At 41.4% G+C, this 19928-nt stretch carries 20 protein-coding genes and 1 riboswitch; of the genes, 12 read left to right on the top strand and 8 right to left on the bottom strand.

Annotated elements, in window-relative coordinates:
• Positions 1 to 104: 104 nt before the first annotated feature.
• From E6C50_RS13740 to E6C50_RS13695, 10 genes are all read left to right on the top strand, one after another.
• Positions 105 to 3764: a TraB/GumN family protein gene (locus tag E6C50_RS13740; RefSeq protein WP_136403802.1), complete on the top strand. Its 3660-nt coding sequence runs from the start codon at positions 105 to 107 to the stop codon at positions 3762 to 3764.
• 92 nt (positions 3765 to 3856) lie between these two features.
• On the top strand, positions 3857 to 4522 hold the full coding sequence (locus tag E6C50_RS13735) for a queuosine precursor transporter (protein WP_136403801.1): 666 nt from the start codon (positions 3857 to 3859) through the stop codon (positions 4520 to 4522).
• Complete coding sequence (locus tag E6C50_RS13730; RefSeq protein WP_136403800.1) at positions 4512 to 5072, top strand: DNA-3-methyladenine glycosylase I; 561 nt, start codon at positions 4512 to 4514, stop codon at positions 5070 to 5072. The genes E6C50_RS13735 and E6C50_RS13730 overlap by 11 nt, the downstream gene beginning before the upstream one ends.
• A 66-nt stretch (positions 5073 to 5138) precedes the next feature.
• A riboswitch (TPP riboswitch) is annotated at positions 5139 to 5237 on the top strand.
• A 49-nt stretch (positions 5238 to 5286) separates the two neighbouring features.
• Positions 5287 to 5493 carry a sulfur carrier protein ThiS gene (gene thiS, locus E6C50_RS13725; protein WP_136403799.1) on the top strand — a complete coding sequence of 69 codons (207 nt, stop codon included), beginning with the start codon at positions 5287 to 5289 and terminating at the stop codon, positions 5491 to 5493.
• 23 nt (positions 5494 to 5516) lie between these two features.
• Positions 5517 to 7337, top strand: a complete 1821-nt coding sequence (gene thiC, locus E6C50_RS13720) for a phosphomethylpyrimidine synthase ThiC (RefSeq protein WP_136403798.1) — start codon at positions 5517 to 5519, stop codon at positions 7335 to 7337.
• 2 nt (positions 7338 to 7339) lie between these two features.
• The gene (locus E6C50_RS13715) at positions 7340 to 7945 is read left to right on the top strand and encodes a thiamine phosphate synthase (protein WP_136403797.1); all 606 of its coding nucleotides are present in this window, start codon (positions 7340 to 7342) and stop codon (positions 7943 to 7945) included.
• A 6-nt stretch (positions 7946 to 7951) separates the two neighbouring features.
• Positions 7952 to 8584, top strand: a complete 633-nt coding sequence (locus E6C50_RS13710; RefSeq protein WP_136403796.1) for a thiamine phosphate synthase — start codon at positions 7952 to 7954, stop codon at positions 8582 to 8584.
• Positions 8571 to 9341: a thiazole synthase gene (locus E6C50_RS13705; RefSeq protein WP_136403795.1), complete on the top strand. Its 771-nt coding sequence runs from the start codon at positions 8571 to 8573 to the stop codon at positions 9339 to 9341. Before E6C50_RS13710 ends, E6C50_RS13705 begins: the two co-directional genes overlap by 14 nt.
• A gap of 7 nt (positions 9342 to 9348) precedes the next feature.
• A complete protein-coding gene (gene thiH / locus E6C50_RS13700; RefSeq protein ID WP_136403794.1) occupies positions 9349 to 10464 on the top strand; it encodes a 2-iminoacetate synthase ThiH in 1116 nt (371 codons plus the stop codon).
• A 7-nt stretch (positions 10465 to 10471) separates the two neighbouring features.
• Positions 10472 to 11182 carry a HesA/MoeB/ThiF family protein gene (locus E6C50_RS13695; protein ID WP_136403793.1) on the top strand — a complete coding sequence of 237 codons (711 nt, stop codon included), beginning with the start codon at positions 10472 to 10474 and terminating at the stop codon, positions 11180 to 11182.
• Positions 11183 to 11254: 72 nt separating this feature from the next.
• Here E6C50_RS13695 and aat read toward each other — a convergent pair whose 3' ends face one another.
• From aat to E6C50_RS13680, 3 genes are read right to left on the bottom strand one after another with little or no spacing between them, the layout of a single operon-like run.
• Positions 11255 to 11902: a leucyl/phenylalanyl-tRNA--protein transferase gene (aat, locus tag E6C50_RS13690; protein WP_136403792.1), complete on the bottom strand. Its 648-nt coding sequence runs from the start codon at positions 11900 to 11902 to the stop codon at positions 11255 to 11257.
• Between the two features lie 54 nt (positions 11903 to 11956).
• Positions 11957 to 12340: a DUF3127 domain-containing protein gene (locus E6C50_RS13685; protein WP_136403791.1), complete on the bottom strand. Its 384-nt coding sequence runs from the start codon at positions 12338 to 12340 to the stop codon at positions 11957 to 11959.
• A gap of 51 nt (positions 12341 to 12391) precedes the next feature.
• Positions 12392 to 13267: a flavin reductase family protein gene (locus E6C50_RS13680; RefSeq protein WP_136403790.1), complete on the bottom strand. Its 876-nt coding sequence runs from the start codon at positions 13265 to 13267 to the stop codon at positions 12392 to 12394.
• A gap of 157 nt (positions 13268 to 13424) precedes the next feature.
• Between E6C50_RS13680 and E6C50_RS13675 the strand changes: the two genes are divergently transcribed.
• Positions 13425 to 14576 (top strand): sensor histidine kinase, encoded by a 1152-nt coding sequence (locus E6C50_RS13675; RefSeq protein WP_136403789.1) that lies wholly within the window; start codon positions 13425 to 13427, stop codon positions 14574 to 14576.
• Here E6C50_RS13675 and E6C50_RS13670 read toward each other — a convergent pair.
• From E6C50_RS13670 to greA, 3 genes are read right to left on the bottom strand one after another with little or no spacing between them, the layout of a single operon-like run.
• Positions 14566 to 15525, bottom strand: coding sequence for a hypothetical protein (locus E6C50_RS13670; RefSeq protein ID WP_136403788.1), 960 nt, complete (start codon positions 15523 to 15525; stop codon positions 14566 to 14568). The two genes, E6C50_RS13675 and E6C50_RS13670, sit on opposite strands and share 11 nt — an antisense overlap.
• Positions 15488 to 15877, bottom strand: coding sequence for an HIT family protein (locus E6C50_RS13665; RefSeq protein WP_136403787.1), 390 nt, complete (start codon positions 15875 to 15877; stop codon positions 15488 to 15490). The genes E6C50_RS13670 and E6C50_RS13665 overlap by 38 nt, the downstream gene beginning before the upstream one ends.
• A gap of 5 nt (positions 15878 to 15882) precedes the next feature.
• Positions 15883 to 16359, bottom strand: a complete 477-nt coding sequence (greA, locus tag E6C50_RS13660) for a transcription elongation factor GreA (RefSeq protein WP_136403786.1) — start codon at positions 16357 to 16359, stop codon at positions 15883 to 15885.
• Positions 16360 to 16521: 162 nt separating this feature from the next.
• Here greA and E6C50_RS13655 point away from each other — a divergent pair, with 162 nt between their 5' ends.
• Positions 16522 to 16944: a Rieske (2Fe-2S) protein gene (locus tag E6C50_RS13655; protein WP_136403785.1), complete on the top strand. Its 423-nt coding sequence runs from the start codon at positions 16522 to 16524 to the stop codon at positions 16942 to 16944.
• A gap of 82 nt (positions 16945 to 17026) precedes the next feature.
• Here the strand turns inward: E6C50_RS13655 and E6C50_RS13650 are convergent, their stop codons facing one another.
• Together E6C50_RS13650 and arfB are read right to left on the bottom strand one after the other, a co-directional pair.
• Positions 17027 to 19231: a TonB-dependent receptor gene (locus tag E6C50_RS13650; protein ID WP_136403784.1), complete on the bottom strand. Its 2205-nt coding sequence runs from the start codon at positions 19229 to 19231 to the stop codon at positions 17027 to 17029.
• 292 nt (positions 19232 to 19523) lie between these two features.
• Positions 19524 to 19928 (bottom strand): alternative ribosome rescue aminoacyl-tRNA hydrolase ArfB, encoded by a 405-nt coding sequence (gene arfB, locus E6C50_RS13645; RefSeq protein WP_136403783.1) that lies wholly within the window; start codon positions 19926 to 19928, stop codon positions 19524 to 19526.

The raw sequence follows: 19928 nt of genomic DNA, 5'->3' as shown, positions 1-19928 counted from the left end.
TTCCGGTTTTACCGGAAAACAATTTTACCAGCAATGGTAAAACGAACCCCAATCACAGATTGGGGTTTTATTTTGTTTATTTTACTTCTTAAAACAATACAAAATTGAGAAAAATCATTTTCCTCCTATTCGCAATTTTCTTTTCCGGAATCCTGACGGCTCAGAACAATAAAAGCCTGTTGTGGGAAATCTCCGGAAACGGGCTTTCCAAAAATTCCTATCTCTACGGAACAATGCATCTCAGCGATAAAATCTCCTATCATCTGTCCGACAATTTTTTCACACACTTACTGGCTGCCGACATGGTTGGTAACGAAAGCGACCCGGAAACCTGGAATGACGCTTACGAACTGCTCACCAATACTACAATCAGTATTCAGGACCGCTTTTATTCCGGCTTCTATATGTTCCCGGTAAAAAAACAGGACCTTCAAAACATATTTACCTCACACAATTATTTCAACAGTCTGTTATCCCGTACCGACAATAAAAAAGCTGATTATCAGGAAAACACCTATCTGGATATGTTTATCTATCAGACCGGACGGAAACACAAGAAAAAAGTCGTAGGACTGGAAGATACCAAAACCTCATTTCTTTCATTGTCACAGATTAAAACCGACAATTTTGTCCCGAAAGAAGAACACCGTCTGGCCTTATACAAACTACTAAAAAACCGCAGTTTAGCCGACGCCATATCCGAATACTACCGCGAAAAAGACGTCGAAATGCTGGACTCTCTTTACCGGATGATCTTCCCACAAAAAGCCTATGAAGCACTGATCTCTAATCGGAATACGATTATGACCAAAAGTATCGACTCTTTGGTTCACAAAGGAAGCCTTTTTTCGGCCGTAGGAGCGGCACATCTGGGCGGCAAAAAAGGAATCATCAGTATGTTGCGCGAAAAAGGCTATCAGGTAACCCCTGTTTTCGGCTCCTTTACCGATGTGGGTAAAAACAAAAAAGAAGCGATAGAAAATTTCTTTATGGCTCCGAAATACAAAATGTCCGGAACCAGCGACAGTATGGTACAATTGCCGTTAACACCCAATATACTGGAAAATGACAACAACCTGGGCGCTCCCGATTTCACCAATGGTGGCGTGATTAGCATTAAACGGCAAGCCCTAAACCTTTTCCTGAAAAAAGACCCGGCTGTTTTTAACCCAAAAACTATCGACAGTCTCTTTTTTGAAAACATACCAGGAAAAATACTCGAGAAGAAATATTTTCAAAAAGACAGCATTAGTGGCTACGACATTAAGAACATCACCAAAACCGGTCAAAACCAACGCCACCGTTTCTATATTACCCCGCTGGAAATAATCACTGTTTCAATGACAGGCCCGGGTAAATATGTACGTCAATACGAAAACGAAGTATTTCCAAACATCAAAATAAAAACCGTACATCAAAACTGGGAAAAAAGCAGCCCCGCTAAAGGTGGTTTTTCGGTAATGCTTCCCGTTTTTAACAGCATCTATGGCAATTCACCCGAAAAGATAAACGATATTCAAATCCAGGCATACGATCCCGCCACAAAAGCCTACTATTTTGTAACCGAAAAAACGTTGCACGATTATCGCCTTGAAAATTCGGAATACGAGCAAAAACAAATCCATTACGAATTCTATTTACAGCAGCATATCGATTCGCTGTCGACGCATTACGACCAGACCAGACAAAGCTTTGAATCCCGGTCAAAAATAGGCGATCGCGACATCCGGCTTAAGACCTATATATCCGGACAGAAATACTACCTGTTAGGCAGCGTAAACGCAACCGAAAAGGACAACCGCCGTTTCTTCGATTCGTTTCAAAAGGAACCTTTCCGCTATAATACAACCAACAAGGTCTATACCGACAGTCTTTATTCATTTCAGGTGACCATACCCAAAAAGCACAACGGAACCTTATTCTACAAACCCGATACCGAAAAAAGCAACGAAAAAAATGCCTTTCTTTCAAAATCCGAGAATTACAGTTTAAAATCGGATTCCGGTAAAATTGTCGACCTGTTATACTACCAGTTTCACAAATACGAAAGTGAAATAGGCTTGGATAGTATCCGAACCAGATTCCGGGATTTCTTTTTAAACCGTTATAATACCGACGATGCACTAAATGTTGATTATGATTTTGACTTGCACATCCGCTCCAAAAATTCCCTGCTCAACCCACTGCTTTATAGCAGAAAAGGGCTACAACCATCACTGTGGAACGAGATTATGAAAGACAAAGGCGACACTTATACGTTGCTAAAAGAAACCGAGCAATACGACAAAGAAAAGAAGATCCGCGTATTTGAAGCCTTATCATCAAAAGACAATTCTACACAGGCCATTAAATATAAAGCAGTCTTTATGGAACATGGTTATTACCTGTTACGTGCATTGGTGCAAAAGGACTATCACAATGATGATTCATTTATCGAAAAGACATTCCAGTCGTTCAATCCGTTGCCATACAAAGCGGAAACCTCAATATTCGACAACAAACTCGAGCGTTTTAGTACCGATGCGCTAAGCACAAACGATACCATCCGTTATTCGGCTTTAAATTCGGTTGACCAGTTAAAAATTACCGATAGGGATTTTCAAACTCTAAAAGACTTTTTAAACCATTTTGAATTCCGTGACAGCGAAACTTCAGCACTAATCGAACTCCTAAACAAAATCGGTGCACTGGAAAACAACAGCAGTATAAACCTTTTGGAAACCTTTTATAAAAAACCCGATACCAAAACATCGGTACAACTGGCCATACTTAATGTATTGGCACAGCGAAAATCAAAAGCGGGTTATAAAAAAATACTGGAATTACTGGATTACGACCTTCCGCTTTCGGATAACGAGGATGACATTAGCACCTTGTTTTACTATTTTAACCTGGACCTGAACGGTAGCAAAATCCTGTTTCCGGAACTATTCCGTTATTACACTATAAAAGAATACAGCACTCCGGTCCTGTCACTGTATAACAATATGCTCGACGAAGGTCTTATACAACCGGGTAAAATGAAAAATTACCACAATAACATTGCAGCCAATGCCAAACTGGAATACAAACGACTGCTAAGCTGGATCGAAAAAAACAAGGAAGTGGAAGACGAAGCCGATTACGAAACAGAAGCACCGTCCGAAAACCTGATTTTACATATCAACAGTATTTATCATTCGCAAAACAACAAAAACACGTTGCAGTTATTACAAAAAATCAAGGCGTTAAACCTGACCGAAGTGGATATTGAACTGGCTCGTCTGGATGCCATCAACAATAGGCTGAACAGCAAACAAACAGATGATTTATTGCAAAACCCAAAAACCAACTTTGTAACCCTGCAATTGCTGGCCAACAAAAAGGATTTCTCCTTTTCAGATCGCTTTACCGATGAAGAAATTGCAACATCGGCCCTGCTAAATCTTGAAAGCCTTACCGAAAATGATTCCCTTTCACTACTCGAAAAAAGAGTAATTGAAAACAACGGTAAGAAAATAAGCTATTATTTTTATCAGTTGATCAAGGCTAAAAAAGACGATGAAAACACCAGCAGGCAGCTGCTTCCGATCGCGTTTATCCATAACGGGGAACGTATTAATGTACAAGCCTACCGGATTTTTGAAAAGACCGAGATCATCGACACCGAAAAATTACCTTCACAGTATAAAACCATTATTGAACAATCGCTCAACGAAAATCATTTCAGGGCTAGTTTCCGGAAAGTCGAAGACAATACCACCTCCTTTTATCAGGAATACTAAACAAAAAGCAACCGTAATCCGGTTGCTTTTTTTATGTTTCTGAAATTTACAAATTCATTAACTTTGGAAATACAATAAAACACTACTCCAAAATGTTTAAAACAAAAAGGGATCTCGTCTATATCATCTTAGCCGGGATCTTTATAGCCAATGCCGTTGTAGCCGAATTAACCGGTGGAAAACTGATCCAGATAGGCCCTTTTATTATGAGTATCGGAATCATTCCGTGGCCTGTCGTATTTATCACTACCGACTTGATCAACGAGCATTTCGGCCGTGATGGCGTTAAAAAATTATCGTTTATCACCGCCGGACTCATTGCCTATTGTCTACTGATTCTCTTTATAGCCATACAAATTCCGGCCGCCAAAGGCATCAGCACCGTAAGCGACGAACAATTTAAAGCTGTATTCGGGCAAGGCATCTGGATCATGATCGCCAGTATCATTGCATTCCTTATTTCGCAGCTCATTGATGTATCCATATTCTGGTTTTTACGCAACAAAACCGGGAAAAAGATGATTTGGCTCCGAAGTACCGGTTCGACAGTAATTTCGCAATTATTCGACAGCTTTATCATTTCCGGTATTGCCTTCTGGATGACCGGTAAAATCACCACTGCCGAATATATCAATATGGCTACAACCGGCTATACCTTCAAATTGATCATCGCTATTTGCTTAACGCCGATGATTTATTTAGGACACTATATAATCGAAAAATATTTATCAGAAGACCCAATATCCGATGGAGACTAAAGAACGCTGTGGATGGTGCAAAAACGACGCGCTATACGAAAAATATCACGATGAAGAATGGGGCGTACCCGTTTATGAGGATCAGAAACTTTTCGAATTCCTGATACTGGAAACTTTTCAGGCCGGTTTAAGCTGGATTACCATTTTGCGAAAACGGGAAAACTTCCGTGAAGCCTTTGATCAGTTCGATTATACAATTGTCGCCAACTATACCGAAGACAAAATACAGGAATTACTGGAAAATCCCGGCATTATCCGCAACAAACTTAAAGTCCGAGCAGCCGTTTCCAACGCACAGGCTTTTATGCAGGTACAACAGGAATTTGGCAGTTTTTCCAAGTATATCTGGGGATTTACCGGAGGCGGTCCAATTGTAAACGTCCGTCAGACATTACGCGACATTCCGGCTACCACACCGCTATCCGATCAGATTAGTAAGGACCTAAAAAAAAGAGGCTTTAAGTTTGTTGGATCTACCGTAGTGTATGCACATATGCAAGCTACCGGTATGGTAAACGATCATATTGAAAGCTGCTGGAAACGTAGCTAATCCACACCTGTCCGAATGTTAAATCCGTACTTTCCGCATTTACATTTCAAATTAAATAGTACATTTGCTTCACTTTAGGGGTGTCTATATACCATATAGGCTGAGATTTTACCCTTTGAACCTGATCCAGTTCATACTGGCGGAGGGAAAAGTGCAATGACTTCATTCTATGTAGCCATTCCTAAAGTGTATACCTATATCACAACTTTAAGGAATGGAAATCACAATCAACAATCAACCCGTAACAATACCCGATGACGGTCTGACCGTTCAGGATTTGCTATATCGCGAACTTTCCGATAAGCAAAACGGTATTGCGCTTGCCATTAACAATACGGTTATTCCCAAAACCGAATGGTCCAACCATTACATCACCGAAAACGACCACATTCTGATCATTTCTGCAACCCAGGGAGGATGATAACCTGCTAAACACTACATAAAATGAACAAAAACCAACACGAAATTTCAAGAACACCGTTTCCGAATTCAACAAAAGTCTATATCCCGGGTGAGATTCATCCGATTAAAGTCGCCATGCGCGAAATTTCCTTACACGATACCAAGCTGAGTAATGGCGGTAGCGAACACAATCCGCCGGTAACGGTTTACGATACCAGTGGTCCGTATACCGATCCCAACATAGCAATCGATGTTCGCAAAGGACTCGAACGGCTGCGCGAACAATGGATACTCGACCGTAACGATGTCGAAATCTTAGATTCCGTAAGTTCCGACTATGGAAAAGAACGTCTGAACAACCCGAAACTAGATCATTTGCGTTTTGAATACCTACACCAACCCAAACGCGCCAAAGCCGGGCACAATGTAACCCAGCTTCACTACGCTAAAAAAGGCATCATTACTCCCGAAATGGAATATATCGCCATCCGCGAAAACCAACGTATTGAACAACTCAACACACAAACGGCCACCATGCAACAGCAACACAATGGAGAGAGCTTTGGAGCCAATACACCTAAAAAACACATCACCCCGGAATTTGTCCGTAGTGAAGTCGCCGCAGGTCGGGCGATTATCCCAAACAACATCAACCATCCGGAAAGCGAACCCATGATTGTAGGCCGCAACTTTTTGGTTAAGATCAACGCCAATATTGGGAACAGTGCCGTGACTTCGAGTATTGAAGAAGAGGTTGAAAAAGCCGTATGGGCGTGTCGCTGGGGTGCCGATACGATTATGGATTTATCCACCGGAAAAAACATACACGAAACCCGCGAATGGATTATCCGAAATTCCCCCGTTCCGATTGGCACTGTACCGATTTATCAGGCCTTGGAAAAAGTAAAAGGCATCGCCGAAGACCTGACCTGGGAAATATTCAGAGACACTTTGATTGAACAGGCCGAACAAGGTGTTTCCTACTTTACCATCCATGCCGGCGTACTATTGCGTTATATTCACCTAACCGCAAATCGCGTAACCGGAATTGTTTCCCGAGGTGGCTCCATCATGGCCAAATGGTGTTTGTTCCATCATAAAGAAAACTTCCTGTATACACACTTCGAGGAAATCTGCGACATCATGAAAGCCTACGATGTTGCCTTTTCCCTTGGCGACGGACTACGTCCCGGGTCGATTGCCGATGCCAATGATGCCGCACAATTTGCCGAACTGGAAACCCTTGGCGAACTAACCAAAATTGCCTGGAAACACGATGTTCAGGTTTTTATCGAAGGTCCGGGACACGTGCCAATGCACATGATCAAAGAAAATATGGACAAACAGCTGGAACATTGTGCCGAAGCGCCATTTTACACCTTAGGTCCATTAACCACCGATATTGCTCCCGGATATGATCATATTACATCTGCGATTGGTGCCGCGATGATTGGTTGGTATGGAACCGCCATGTTGTGTTATGTGACTCCAAAAGAACACCTTGGATTACCGAACAAAAAGGACGTCAAAGACGGTGTGATCACCTATAAAATTGCCGCGCATGCCGCTGATTTAGCCAAAGGTCATCCGGGCGCACAGTACCGTGACAATGCACTGAGCAAAGCCCGATTTGAATTCCGTTGGGAAGATCAGTTTAATCTGGCATTAGATCCGGACACCGCTCGGGAATTTCACGATGAAACCCTTCCGGCCGATGGTGCGAAAGTAGCCCATTTCTGCTCGATGTGTGGTCCGAAATTCTGCTCGATGAAGATTTCACAGAAGATTCGCGAGGTTGCCGAAAAAGGCATGCAGGAAAAATCGGAAGAGTTTATCGAAAACGGAAAAGAAATCTATCTGTAATCATGATTGTCATTACCAGTCCGGATAGCGTCACAAACGAATTTGAGATCATTTCCGAAATGTTTCAGGAAGGGTTATCACTATTGCATATCCGAAAGCCAGATTTATCGATAACCGAAACACAACGTTATCTTGATCAAACTCCGGTTGCGTTTCGGGACAGACTGGTATTACATCAACACCACAAACTCGCAGCAGCATTCGGAATTAACCGTTTTCATATTAAAAAGCAAGACCGTGAGCAATTCACACCTGACAGGTTTTCGAAACCTGTCAGCTGTTACTACTCAACGGGAACACATACCATTGAAGAGTTTAGCAACTTACAAGATCTTTACACCTATGCATTTCTAAGCCCGGTTTTCGAAAGTATTTCCAAACCCGGTTATCAATCGTCCGAAAATCTGTTGGAAACCGTTAAAAGCAGAACCAATTCCAATACAAAACGGATTGCTTTGGGCGGAATCACAATTTCAAACATGGCATTGGCAATGGAAAATGGTTTTGATGACATCGCGCTTTTAGGAACGATCTGGAACAGTACGGATCCTATAAAAAACTTCCGGGAATGCCTGCAGCATTACAGGATCATCACAAACAAAAACTAAGAATTTATGTTTCCTAAACTTCAGTATATTTCACAAGGCGACACATTAAACGAGCAATTGTATCATATCGAATCCGTACTTGATAATGGCGGGCAATGGATCCAATTGCGCTTTAAAAACGGAACCGAAAAAGAGCAGTATCTTTTAGCCGAATCCGTCAAAAAAAGCTGTTTGCAATACAACGCGACCTTAATTATCAACGACAATGTCGAAATCGCAAAGCAAATTGAAGCCGATGGCGTTCACCTTGGATTGGACGATATGGCCATCTCCAAAGCCCGGAAATTGCTAGGAACCAACAAAATAATTGGCGGAACCGCAAACACCCTACAACAGGTATTCCAACGCTATCACGAAAAATGCGATTATATCGGTTTGGGACCATTTCGCTTTACGACTACCAAACAAAAATTAAGTCCGTTATTAGGCCTTAGCGGGTATTCCGACATATTGCAATCGTTAGCCAAACAACAATACGACATTCCGGTATATGCCATAGGCGGCATCACCGTAACCGATATTGATTCGTTACTGGAAACCGGTATTCACGGTATCGCTGTTTCAGGAATGATCAGCCAACATCCGAATCCAAAACAACTACTCACCCAACTCAATCAAAAACTATATGGAACCCTTTAAACTTGCAGATAAAACCTTTCGTTCGCGCTTATTTTCAGGCACTGGAAAATTCGGCTCGACAGCCCAAATGGAAGCCGCAATTCTGGCATCGGAAAGCGAATTGGTAACCGTTGCCTTAAAACGCGTGGATTTACAGAAGGAAAATGACACCCTTTTAACGGCGTTACAGCACAAACATATTCATCTTTTACCCAACACTTCCGGCGCGCGCAATGCAAAAGAAGCCATACTGGCCGCACAACTGGCCCGCGAAGCTTTGGAAACCAACTGGCTGAAACTGGAAATACATCCTGATCCAAAATATTTATTACCCGATCCGATCGAAACGCTAAAAGCAACCGAAGAACTGGCCAAACTTGGCTTTGTAATTCTTCCTTATATTCATGCCGATCCGGTGTTGTGCAAACGACTGGAAGAAGCCGGAACCGCCGCCGTAATGCCATTAGGCGCACCGATTGGCAGTAACAAAGGATTAAAAACCATGGACTTTCTGGAAATCATTATCGAACAAAGCAAGGTTCCCGTTATCGTCGATGCCGGAATAGGCGCACCATCGGATGCCGCAAAAGCAATGGAACTTGGAGCCGATGCCGTCTTAGTCAATACGGCGATCGCTGTAGCTGGAAATCCGGAACGCATGGCCGAAGCCTTTAAAGAGGCCGTTATCGCCGGACGTAAAGCCTACGAAGCCCGTTTGGCCCCTATCGCAACTAACGCAGCCGCATCGAGTCCGCTGACTTCCTTTTTATACGAATAAACCGGTTATGAAAAAAACATTCAAATCTGTTTTCGAGACGTATGACTGGAATATGGTTCAGGCAAAAATTTATCAAACCCAGGCCAGTGGTGTCGAACAAGCCTTAGCAAATTCCAAACGAAATCTGGACGATTTTATCGCTTTGATTTCCCCGGCCGCACAACCCTATCTGGAACAAATGGCACAGATAAGTCATCATCTGACCAAAAAACGCTTTGGAAAAACGATTCAGATGTATGCGCCGATGTACCTGAGCAATGAATGCCAGAATATCTGTACCTATTGCGGTTTTAGTTTTGACAACAAACTCAAGCGACGTACGCTCACCAGAACTGAAATCACTCAGGAAACCGTTGTTTTAAAAGAAATGGGGTTTGATCATGTATTATTAGTCACTGGTGAAGCCAACTATACCGTAAACATCGATTATTTTTTAAAAGCCATCGCACAGATCAAACCGGATTTTTCGAATATTTCCGTAGAAGTACAACCGCTTTCGGAAACCGAATACCAACAATTGCACGATGCCGGTGTTTACTCTGTACTCGTTTACCAGGAAACTTACCATCGGGACGTTTACAAACAGTACCATCCCAAAGGAAAGAAATCAAACTTTGACTTCCGACTGGAAACACCCGATCGGATCGGAACGGCCGGTATCCATAAAATCGGCCTTGGCGTATTGTTAGGTTTGGAAGACTGGCGAACGGATAGTTTTTTTAACGCGCTTCACCTCGATTATTTACAACGAACCTACTGGCAAAGTAAATTTTCGGTTTCCTTTCCGCGGTTACGTCCGGCAGAAGGTATTATCGAACCCAACTTTATCATGGACGACCGTGATCTGACACAGCTTATTTGTGCGTATCGCCTTTGGAATGAAGACCTGGAACTTTCGATTTCCACCCGGGAAAATGAAAAATTTCGCGACAATATTATCCCGATTGGCGTTACCAGTATGAGTGCCGGTTCGAAAACCAATCCCGGTGGTTATGCCGTCGACCCGCAATCGCTGGAACAATTTGAAACCAGTGACGAACGTCCGGCCAACATCATCGCAAAAATCATTACAACCAAAGGATACGAACCCGTTTGGAAAGACTGGGATAACAGTTATAACTAATTAAAACATGATCACAATACAGGATTTTTTACGATACAACCGTCAAATGCTCCTACCGGAAATTGGCGAAACGGGTCAGCTACGGATAAAAAACGCCAAAGTACTGGTTATCGGCGCGGGTGGTTTGGGTTGTCCGATCTTGCAATACCTTGCCACAGCCGGAGTGGGCACATTGGGAATTATCGATTTTGACATGGTGGAAATTCATAACCTTCACCGTCAGATTTTATATACGGAAGCAGATATTAATCAACCAAAAGCAGCAATTGCAGCCGTAGCAATCCGACATCTAAACCCGGAAATCAACTGCCTCGTTTTTAATGAAAAACTAACCGCTGCAAACGCTATTTCCATTTTACAGGATTTTGATGTGATAGTCGATGGTTGTGACAATTTCGCGACGCGATACCTGGTGAATGACACTTGCGTTGCTTTGGAAAAACCGTTGGTTTATGGTAGCATTTTAAAATTTGAAGGACAACTGGCGATTTTTAATCATAACGGAAGTAAACAACTTCGCGATTTGTTTCCGGAACCACCTGATCCGAAAGATGTACCTAATTGTAGTTTAAATGGTGTAATGGGTACGTTACCCGGAATTATCGGCACGATGATGGCGCATGAAACCCTGAAGTTGATCATCGGGTTGCCAACGTTACAGAACGAACTGGTACTTTTTAATACTTTGTCGTGGCAGTTTACGAAACTGAACTTTTAGTTTTTTTCACCTTTTACACCTGACCCGTTTTAGAAACCTGTCAGGTGTACTACCAAATAAAAAAAAGCTATTTTAAACAGCCTTTCTACTTTTTAATACTTTCATAAAACTTTCGCGGTTTACTTCGAAAGCACCAAGGCTTTCCAGATGTTCGTTATAAACCTGACAATCCAGCAACAGGTAATTATTCGCTTTTAGGTATTCTACCAATTTGATAAAAGCCACTTTCGAAGCATTGGACACTTTGGCAAACATACTTTCACCACAAAAGATATGTCCGAGATCCACGCCATATAATCCACCAACCAATTGATCATCCTGCCAGACTTCAACCGATTGTGCATGTCCCAATTCGTGAAGTTTGCAATAGGCTTCAATCATATCGTCGGTAATCCAGGTACCATTTTGTCCTTCGCGTTTTATGGACTGACAATTGGAAATCACCGCCCGAAAATCGCTGTTAAAGGTTACCGTAAAAATATTCCGGTTTAAGATATTCCGCATACTTTTTGAAATATTCAACTCATCCAAAAGCAGCACCATTCTCGGATCGGGTGCCCACCAGGTAATCGGCTCTCCATCTTCAAACCAGGGAAATATTCCGGAATTATAAGCCAATAGTAACCGCTCGGTCGACAAATCGCCACCAACGGCCAGGATACCGGAAAAATCCGTTTCGGTTACCGGAGGAAAATAAAGTTCTTTGGTTAAAAAATACATGGGCTATAAAAAACAAATCCTGAAAGCTAGCACCATCAGGATTTTTATTTTGGATTAGAACGGTAAATCGTCGTGCTCTTCTTCGTTAAAATTGGATGCCGGTTCAAAGGCATCGGCTGCCGGAACCGAAGGCATTGGTTGTGCATAACCCGCTGGTGCTTCCGCCTGCATTCTTTCGATACGCCATCCCTGGATCGTATTAAAATATTTCGCTTCACCCTGTGGATTTACCCACTCTCTACCTCTTAGGTTAATTGACACTTTAACCTGCTCTCCTACTTTATAACTATCCAGTAATTCACATTTGTCCTGAGTAAACTCAACCATAATATGTTGTGGATATTGTTCTTCTGTAGTTACAACCAACTCTCTCTTTTTAAAACTGGCACTGATTTGCTGTGTTCCGTTAATCACTTTTATTTTCCCTGTAACTTCCATAGTAAAAATATTAATTGTTTTTATCGTGAGGTTTATCGCTAAACCATCGTATTATTTTTTAGACAAAAGCACCTTCCATGCGGTTAGTACTTCGTTATTATCCAGATATTCTTTCGCCATCTGGTGTTTTTTGGTTTCATCGTCGGCACTAATTACCGCTTTTACGCCAAAATCTTCTTTTACAAAGATAGCGATATCTTCGTCGGTTGGTAAGGCTTCCACATTCCCTAATTTCCCCAGATCATTCCCGTCGAAAACCGGACTTTCTTTAATAAAATCAGGAATAGCATCAACCCCAATTCCCAACGTGGTCAGTGGTTTTTCCACTTCAAAAAGTCCCATATTGGCTCTGGAATACCAGTTTCCGCCCATTCGGGATACCAAATCAATTTTATGTTGATCGATCGCTCCGTTTTCGTCCAGTATCGCATCATCGATATGGATTTTCACCACTTCGCAAATAATCAGATTACCGGCACCACCTTCGGTTCCGAGTTTGACAATATCGTTTACCTTACATTCAAATTGTACCGGACTTTCGCCCACGCGATACGGTTTTACCACATCCGAAGGAACCATCGTTAATCCGGATTTTAAAAACTCATTTACACCATCGCCATATTCGGTACTTGATAAGGATGCCTGTTGTACAATCGGGTAGTTTACGATATTGATCACCACTTCTTTGGTTAGTTCCGCGTTGATTAAAGTATGCTTGACCGTATTGTTCCGCACTCTTCTTGCCGGCGAAAAAATCAGTATCGGCGGATTGGAACTAAACACATTAAAAAAGCTGAACGGTGATAAATTCGGGTTTCCGTTTTCGTCCATCGTACTGGCAAAAGCAATGGGTCTTGGTCCAACAGCACCTTGCAAATACGCTTGTAATTTCATTGGATTTAACTCCTTTGGATCGACACTAAGCATGGTTGTAAAAGTTTTGACAAATATACTTTTTTAGCCGGAATGAAACCACAAAACCGATCAGATAATCCTGAAAATTTGATCCCGCCAGAGCATTTCCCGATCTTCTTTTTGCTCCCTTATATCTTTTCCTTACTTTTAAACACAAATACTGTATCGCATGAATCTTTCCGAAAGACGTAACCTTATCCGTTGGATTATCATATTAGGCTCCTTTAATATCCTGGTTTTCATATTATGGAATACCTATACTTTTTTCCAGAAATTTAAGGATGAGGAACGTTTAAAGATGGAACTTTGGGCCACGGCTACCAAAACGCTGAACAATGCCGATGAAAATACCGAAGTGGAACTACCGTTTCAGATTTTGAGTAACAATACCACGATCCCGATTATCCAGACTACAGACAAAGACAGCATTATCAATATGATCAATGTTGACAAGGAAATCAGTGCCGATTCAGATCGTTCAAAAGCCTATCTAAATAAATTACGTTCGGAGAACCAACCGATCATTATGGATTTAGGCGGTAAAAACCAATACCTCTACTATGGAAACTCTTCACTACTGACCAAATTAAAATTCTATCCAATTGCCTTGGTGCTTATCGGACTGTTTTTTAGTGGTATGATTTTCAGTTTTTACCGCGCCAGCAAAATGGCAACCCAAAACAAACTATGGGCTGGTATGGCAAAAGAAACCGCACATCAGATCGGTACACCGCTATCATCGCTTATCGGATGGGTCGAAATTATGAAAGCGGATGATGTAGATGAGACGACCGTTTCGGAAATTGAAAAAGACATTAACCGACTACAAACTATTACCGATCGTTTTTCTAAAATCGGATCCGAACCGGTACTCGAAGACCATGATCTGATACAGGAAACGGAACAATCGTATGACTATCTGAAATCGAGAACTTCCAAACAGGTTGAATTTACGTTTCAGGCACCGAACTATCCAATTCATATTCTAATGAATCCGGCTTTGCATAGTTGGACGATCGAAAATCTGGTTAAAAACGCCATCGATGCGATGAAGGGTAAAGGCAAACTTCATATTGCAATTGAAGATTCCGAACGCTTTGTAAAGATTAAAGTGAGTGATACCGGAAGTGGTATTCCAAAGAAATTATTCAACAGTATATTTGATCCCGGATTTACGACCAAAAAACGCGGTTGGGGACTTGGTCTATCGTTAACCAAACGTATTGTAGAAGAATATCACAGCGGAAAAATTAAAGTGGCGCATTCGGAAATCGGAAAAGGGACTACAATGCAGATTACTTTTAAAAAGGCTATTGTTTAAACAGTTCCTTTTGCTGTAGGCTTTTTTTAATGAATATTACTTTTTCACCATCCCAGGTATACGTCTCTTTCCAGACTTCGTTTTCTGTTGGTATTATTTCAGATTCGTCTTCATTAGCCGATATCCGACCTTTGCTTTCTTCAATAATTTTAAAAATATAACCCGGTTTACCACCCGGCTCATCGGGAAAAATAAACGTTTCATTATACGAATAAACAGCAGCCTTAACAATTGACATCTTTTCCGGCAACACTAATAATTTTGTTCCGGTCCATCCGAAATAAAAGTAATATGTCGGAATGCCAAAGACGCCACCACTGAAACTGATCCGGTAGAGATTTTGTATATTCCGAAGTCCGTAATTACCCATCAAACTTTCCTTATGGTAAGGCGTATCGTTAATATCTTTTCGGATTTCTTTGCTATCTAGCAGGGCATTGTTTTGATCCAGAACTTTAATCCCCAGAACATATTCCGGAGAGACCGAACCATCTTCTTCTTTTTTAGCACTGACACGCTCTAAAACCGTTAGAAAAGAAAGAGTATTGGTTGTTTTAAAATCGAGCGCCAGAAAACCGAGCCATAAATAGCCTTTTTTGGTTGTAATACCGGACAGGTATTGGATTTCCACCCAATTCATGTCGATCCCTTTTATTTTCTGCGTCTTCTGAGTTAGCCTTTTTACCAGAACTCTTTTTCCCAGTTGTAAGGAATCGATTAACTTTCCGGAAGTTGACGGCATATCGCGGACATAACAGTTTGCAACGCCAACTATTCCTTCTTTTTCGATAACAGCAGTATCGTCCGAATAGCCTATATCTTTACCGTAAAGCCACAGACCACGGTCTGTACCTTGTGCAAATACCGCTCCGGAAACCAAAAGCAGCAAAAGCAACGCTATTTTTTCATGCTTAAAGATTGCCGGCAATAGCTTGTGCCAGCTCTTCAAATTGTTGTTGGGTTAAACTGGTTTTACGCTGGAAACGCATATCGTCCATATCCTGAAGTGGAATAAGGTGTACATGAACATGTGGTACTTCAAGGCCAACAACAGCCATACCGATTCTTTTACAAGCCACGGTTTTTTCCAAAGCTTTGGCTACTTTTCTGGAAAAGCGCATCAGCTCCAGATAGTGATCCTCCTCCATATCGAAAATCTTATTGATTTCCGTTTTCGGAATACAAAGCGTGTGTCCTTTTGCATTTGGGTTAATATCCAGAAATGCCAGAAAGTTATCGTCTTCCGCTACTTTATGGCAGGGAATTTCACCGTTGATGATTTTGGTAAAAATGGAGCTCATAGGAATTAGTCTCTTGAGATTTCTAAGATTTCGAATTTTAAGGTTCCGTTTGGCACCTGGATTTCTGCGATTTCACCCACCGATTTTCCAAGTAAACCTTTACCGATTGGAGAGGTAACCGAAATTTTACCGGTTTTCAGATCCGCTTCGCTTTCGGCCACAAGCGTATATTTCAATTCCATACCATTGGTCTGGTTCTTGATTTTCACGGTTGACAATACCAATACTTTCGAAACATCCAGTTGTGATTCGTCGATCAAACGGGCGTTTGCCACTACCTCTTCCATTTTGGCGATTTTCAATTCCAAAAGTCCCTGTGCTTCTTTAGCAGCATCATATTCGGCATTTTCGGACAAGTCACCTTTATCTCTTGCTTCCGCAATAGCCTGTGAGGCACGCGGACGTTCCACACTCTTTAGCTGATCCAGCTCATCTCTTAATTTTTTTAATCCTTCGGCAGTATAATAAGATACTTTAGTCATATTTTCGTCGTTTATATAAATAGAAAAAATCCCATCAAAAACGGGATTTATGTCTACAAAGATATATTTTTTTATTTATTTCGTTTTTAATTATGCTCTTTATAGCACAAGTCAAAGTTAATTAAATTAAATTTGTTTTTCAATTGTTTTACCAGATTTTATATGAAAAAATACCTCTTTTTATTGTTTTTAACGGCTTTTATCGGAAGCTGCAGCAAAGACAGTGTTGTAAACAATAATAACCCTTACCTACCCAACTATCCGGTTTCTTTAACGATCAACTTAAACCTTCCGGCTTATAGTTCGTTACAATTTACCAATGGTTATGCCTATGTATCGGGTCCTGCTGCCGGAATACGCGGAATCATTCTTTTCAGAACCGGAACCGGAATCGTAGCTTTCGACCGTGCTTGTCCAAATCAGGCTTTAAGTGATTGCTCCACTATGGATGTAGAAGGTATTGAGGCGGTTTGTTCCTGCGACAATGTAAAATACAATTTGTATACCGGAATCGGCAACGCTCAGTATCCGATGAAACAATACCGTGTTGAAAAAACCGGCGATATCGTTCGGGTTTACAATTAGTATAAAAAGGCTGTCCAAAGACAGCCTTTTTATACTTTTATAATAACACCTGTCTGGTTTTAAAAACCTGTCAGGTGTAGAATTAAAATTTCAGTGTTAAACCACCCATAAAATTGATTCGCGCCTGCGGATAATAACCAACGCCTTCGATGGTCGTAACCTGATTTGGATTCGACCAATCGTCATCGTAGGTATAGAAAAACCCGTTCGACTGATATTTGGTATTGAATATATTATTCACCAATCCGGTAATCACAATCGATTTAAAAATCTTTTTTGGTTTGATTTCATAGATGATATTAAAATCAGAAACCGCATAGGATTTTAAGATTGATTTTTCCGAATCGACATTCCCCATATATTGATTTCCGACAAACTTAGACAGCAAGGTTAGCTGCAGGTTTTTTAACGGCAACCAGGTAATCGCATTTCCAGCTATAAAATCGGGTGAAAAAGCAATGTTCGTTTTTCCGAAATTATGCAATTCACCATCTTTATTCGCTACAAAATCGACAATCTTGTTTTGACTGATGGTTGCATTCTGACGTACTACCCATTTCTCCGAAATAAAAATACTGGCATCCAATTCCAATCCAACACGGTAACTGTTGTCTACATTAACCCGTTTCGATTCACCAACATCGTTTAACGCACCCGTTAGCACCAACTGATCTTTATACTTCATATAGTAGGCGTTTACATTTAGCTTCGCCACTCGCGACGTATAGCGCCACCCCAATTCATAATCGTCCATTTTTTCCGGCTTCGGAACGTTTCCTTCATAATCATTACGATTGGGTTCCCGACTGGCTTTGGCATACGAAAAATAAAAACTGTTTTTGGTATTCAGCACATAATTCAATCCTCCTTTTGGATTAAAAAAGCGGAACGTATCGTCCACCAATCCGGTTTTAACCGCATTCGCTTTGTAATTCACATTTCGATATTGCAAATCACCATACAAGCTTAACGCTGATGTGATATCGTAGGTTGCTTTTGCAAAGACATTGACATCCGTTTTGATTCCTTTGTCATCGTAAAAAAGCTGACCGTAATCGTAGGCTGCTTTTTCCTTTACCCATAGTAATTTTCCAAAGTGACCACCTTCAAATTTATTGGCTCCACCACCAATAACCATATCCAGCTTGTCATTTTTGTAATTGGATGAAAATGTAAAACCGTAGAAATCATTGTCCAGCCATTTTTGGTTGATCAGATCCGATCTTGTGATTGTTGTTCCGTTATCGACAAACGGCGTTAATCCGAATTCCGAGAACTTTCCGCTTCGTTTATAACTTTCATAATAACCTTTACCTTTGGTATAATGTGCCGCCAGATTCGTCGACCAGTTGTCGCTCCACTTTTCATTCCAATGCAACTGGTAATGATCCTGATTAAAATTATCCGTTTGATTATCGTAGAACTTCACTTGTCCGTTGTCATCAAAATACAAACCGGAAACATTAAACCTCGGATTGTTATCCAGCATATTTTCGTCCAGGCCCAAATCTTTTAAATCTGCACCATCCAAACCATTCCACGACTGGTATGTTTTTTCCGATCCTCCAAAAACCAATGCTTTGATCAAGGTTGTTTTCCCCACATAGGTACCCTGAAGGAAATACGATTTCAGATCGGAAGACGCGCGGTCTATATAACCATCGGAATTGATTTTCGACAAGCGTCCGGCCAATTCGAATTTGTTATTCAACAATCCCGAGCTGAATTTTACGGTATGCTTCCGGGTATTAAAACTCCCAAAAGAATTCGAGATTTCGCCATATCCTTTTTCCGAATAACTATCGGTTAGCATATTTAAACTGGCTCCAAAAGCTCCGGCACCATTGGTTGATGTTCCGGCACCGCGTTGCAACTGCAAACTTTCGACCGATGAGGCGAAATCGGGCATGTTCACCCAAAAAGTCCCCTGCGATTCCGAGTCGTTATACGGGATTCCGTTAATAGTTACATTCACACGGGTCGCATCACTACCGCGGACCCGGATTCCGGTATAGCCTACACCATTCCCGGCATCGGTTGTGGTTACCACCGACGGCAAATAGTTCATCAGGACAGGTATATCCTGACCTAGATTTCGTTCGGATAATTGTTTTTTTCCGACATTACTAAAGGTAACCGGAGTTTTATCGGCAGCCCGAACGGCCGATACCAATACTTCGTCCAGTTGTTTGGTTTTTGTAGAATCCGAAACGGTTTTTTCCTGTGCGAAAAGCATAACCGGCTGAAGACATAATAACGCTACAACGGATTGTAATACTGTTTTCATTCGTAAAATGTTACGAATAAAAGGGGTAATTATTCTTTGATTAATAAAAAATGATGTTTCCACGACACACGAATACCTTACGGCATCGATTGTGTCTTATTCCCTAAACAGCATTACCTGTTCCAGGTTCATTGGGTATGATCTCAGCTCGATTGTCCGGTTTTGAATCCGGATATAAGCACCCCTTTGAGACAGGACAAAATTATAAAAAGAAACCGCACAAAATCAAATCCGAATAGAAAAAACTCAAAAAAGAACGTTTTTTCCCTATTACGATTACACAATTCCTAATTTATTCCATTCCAGGTTTCCGGCGCGATTCCTTTTTTTGCGCCTGAAATCGTTTGTTTTGAATTCGTTTTTTAACCGCCGCATGCGGAATACGGGTTGCCTTTCGTTCTTTTTCGACCTGCATGGCTTGCTGTATCAGCGAAAGAAAACGCGTTGTTACGATTTCTTTATTTTTAAGCTGACTTCTACTTTCTCCACAACTAAGCAGCAAAACACCTTCTTTAGTTAGTCGGCTTTCAAGTTTTGCCATTAAGCGTGTTTTTTCATCATCGGTAAATGCCATAGAATCCGCCACATCAAAAACCAATTGAATTTTAGTCGCCACTTTATTCACATGCTGACCACCCGCGCCACTACTTCTTACCGCTTTATAGCGCAATTCCGCAAATAGTATTTCTTTTTGCAT

The organism is Flavobacterium supellecticarium (assembly GCF_004801375.1).
In the GTDB taxonomy this organism is placed as follows: Bacteria; Bacteroidota; Bacteroidia; order Flavobacteriales; family Flavobacteriaceae; genus Flavobacterium; species Flavobacterium supellecticarium.
This window is presented reverse-complemented; position numbering and strand designations above follow the sequence as displayed.

Bases quoted from the DNA above. Each gene is read 5' to 3' on its own strand.
- greA (WP_136403786.1), bottom strand. From the start codon at position 16,359: ATGACTAAAGTATCTTATTATACTGCCGAAGGATTAAAAAAATTAAGA.
- arfB (WP_136403783.1), bottom strand. From the start codon at position 19,928: ATGCAAAAAGAAATACTATTTGCGGAATTGCGCTATAAAGCGGTAAGA.
- E6C50_RS13680 (WP_136403790.1), bottom strand. From the start codon at position 13,267: ATGCTTAGTGTCGATCCAAAGGAGTTAAATCCAATGAAATTACAAGCG.
- E6C50_RS13665 (WP_136403787.1), bottom strand. From the start codon at position 15,877: ATGAGCTCCATTTTTACCAAAATCATCAACGGTGAAATTCCCTGCCAT.
- E6C50_RS13735 (WP_136403801.1), top strand. From the start codon at position 3,857: ATGTTTAAAACAAAAAGGGATCTCGTCTATATCATCTTAGCCGGGATC.
- aat (WP_136403792.1), bottom strand. From the start codon at position 11,902: ATGTATTTTTTAACCAAAGAACTTTATTTTCCTCCGGTAACCGAAACG.
- E6C50_RS13655 (WP_136403785.1), top strand. From the start codon at position 16,522: ATGAAAAAATACCTCTTTTTATTGTTTTTAACGGCTTTTATCGGAAGC.
- E6C50_RS13675 (WP_136403789.1), top strand. From the start codon at position 13,425: ATGAATCTTTCCGAAAGACGTAACCTTATCCGTTGGATTATCATATTA.
- thiC (WP_136403798.1), top strand. From the start codon at position 5,517: ATGAACAAAAACCAACACGAAATTTCAAGAACACCGTTTCCGAATTCA.
- E6C50_RS13705 (WP_136403795.1), top strand. From the start codon at position 8,571: ATGGAACCCTTTAAACTTGCAGATAAAACCTTTCGTTCGCGCTTATTT.
- thiS (WP_136403799.1), top strand. From the start codon at position 5,287: ATGGAAATCACAATCAACAATCAACCCGTAACAATACCCGATGACGGT.
- E6C50_RS13710 (WP_136403796.1), top strand. From the start codon at position 7,952: ATGTTTCCTAAACTTCAGTATATTTCACAAGGCGACACATTAAACGAG.
- thiH (WP_136403794.1), top strand. From the start codon at position 9,349: ATGAAAAAAACATTCAAATCTGTTTTCGAGACGTATGACTGGAATATG.
- E6C50_RS13650 (WP_136403784.1), bottom strand. From the start codon at position 19,231: ATGAAAACAGTATTACAATCCGTTGTAGCGTTATTATGTCTTCAGCCG.
- E6C50_RS13695 (WP_136403793.1), top strand. From the start codon at position 10,472: ATGATCACAATACAGGATTTTTTACGATACAACCGTCAAATGCTCCTA.
- E6C50_RS13730 (WP_136403800.1), top strand. From the start codon at position 4,512: ATGGAGACTAAAGAACGCTGTGGATGGTGCAAAAACGACGCGCTATAC.
- E6C50_RS13685 (WP_136403791.1), bottom strand. From the start codon at position 12,340: ATGGAAGTTACAGGGAAAATAAAAGTGATTAACGGAACACAGCAAATC.
- E6C50_RS13715 (WP_136403797.1), top strand. From the start codon at position 7,340: ATGATTGTCATTACCAGTCCGGATAGCGTCACAAACGAATTTGAGATC.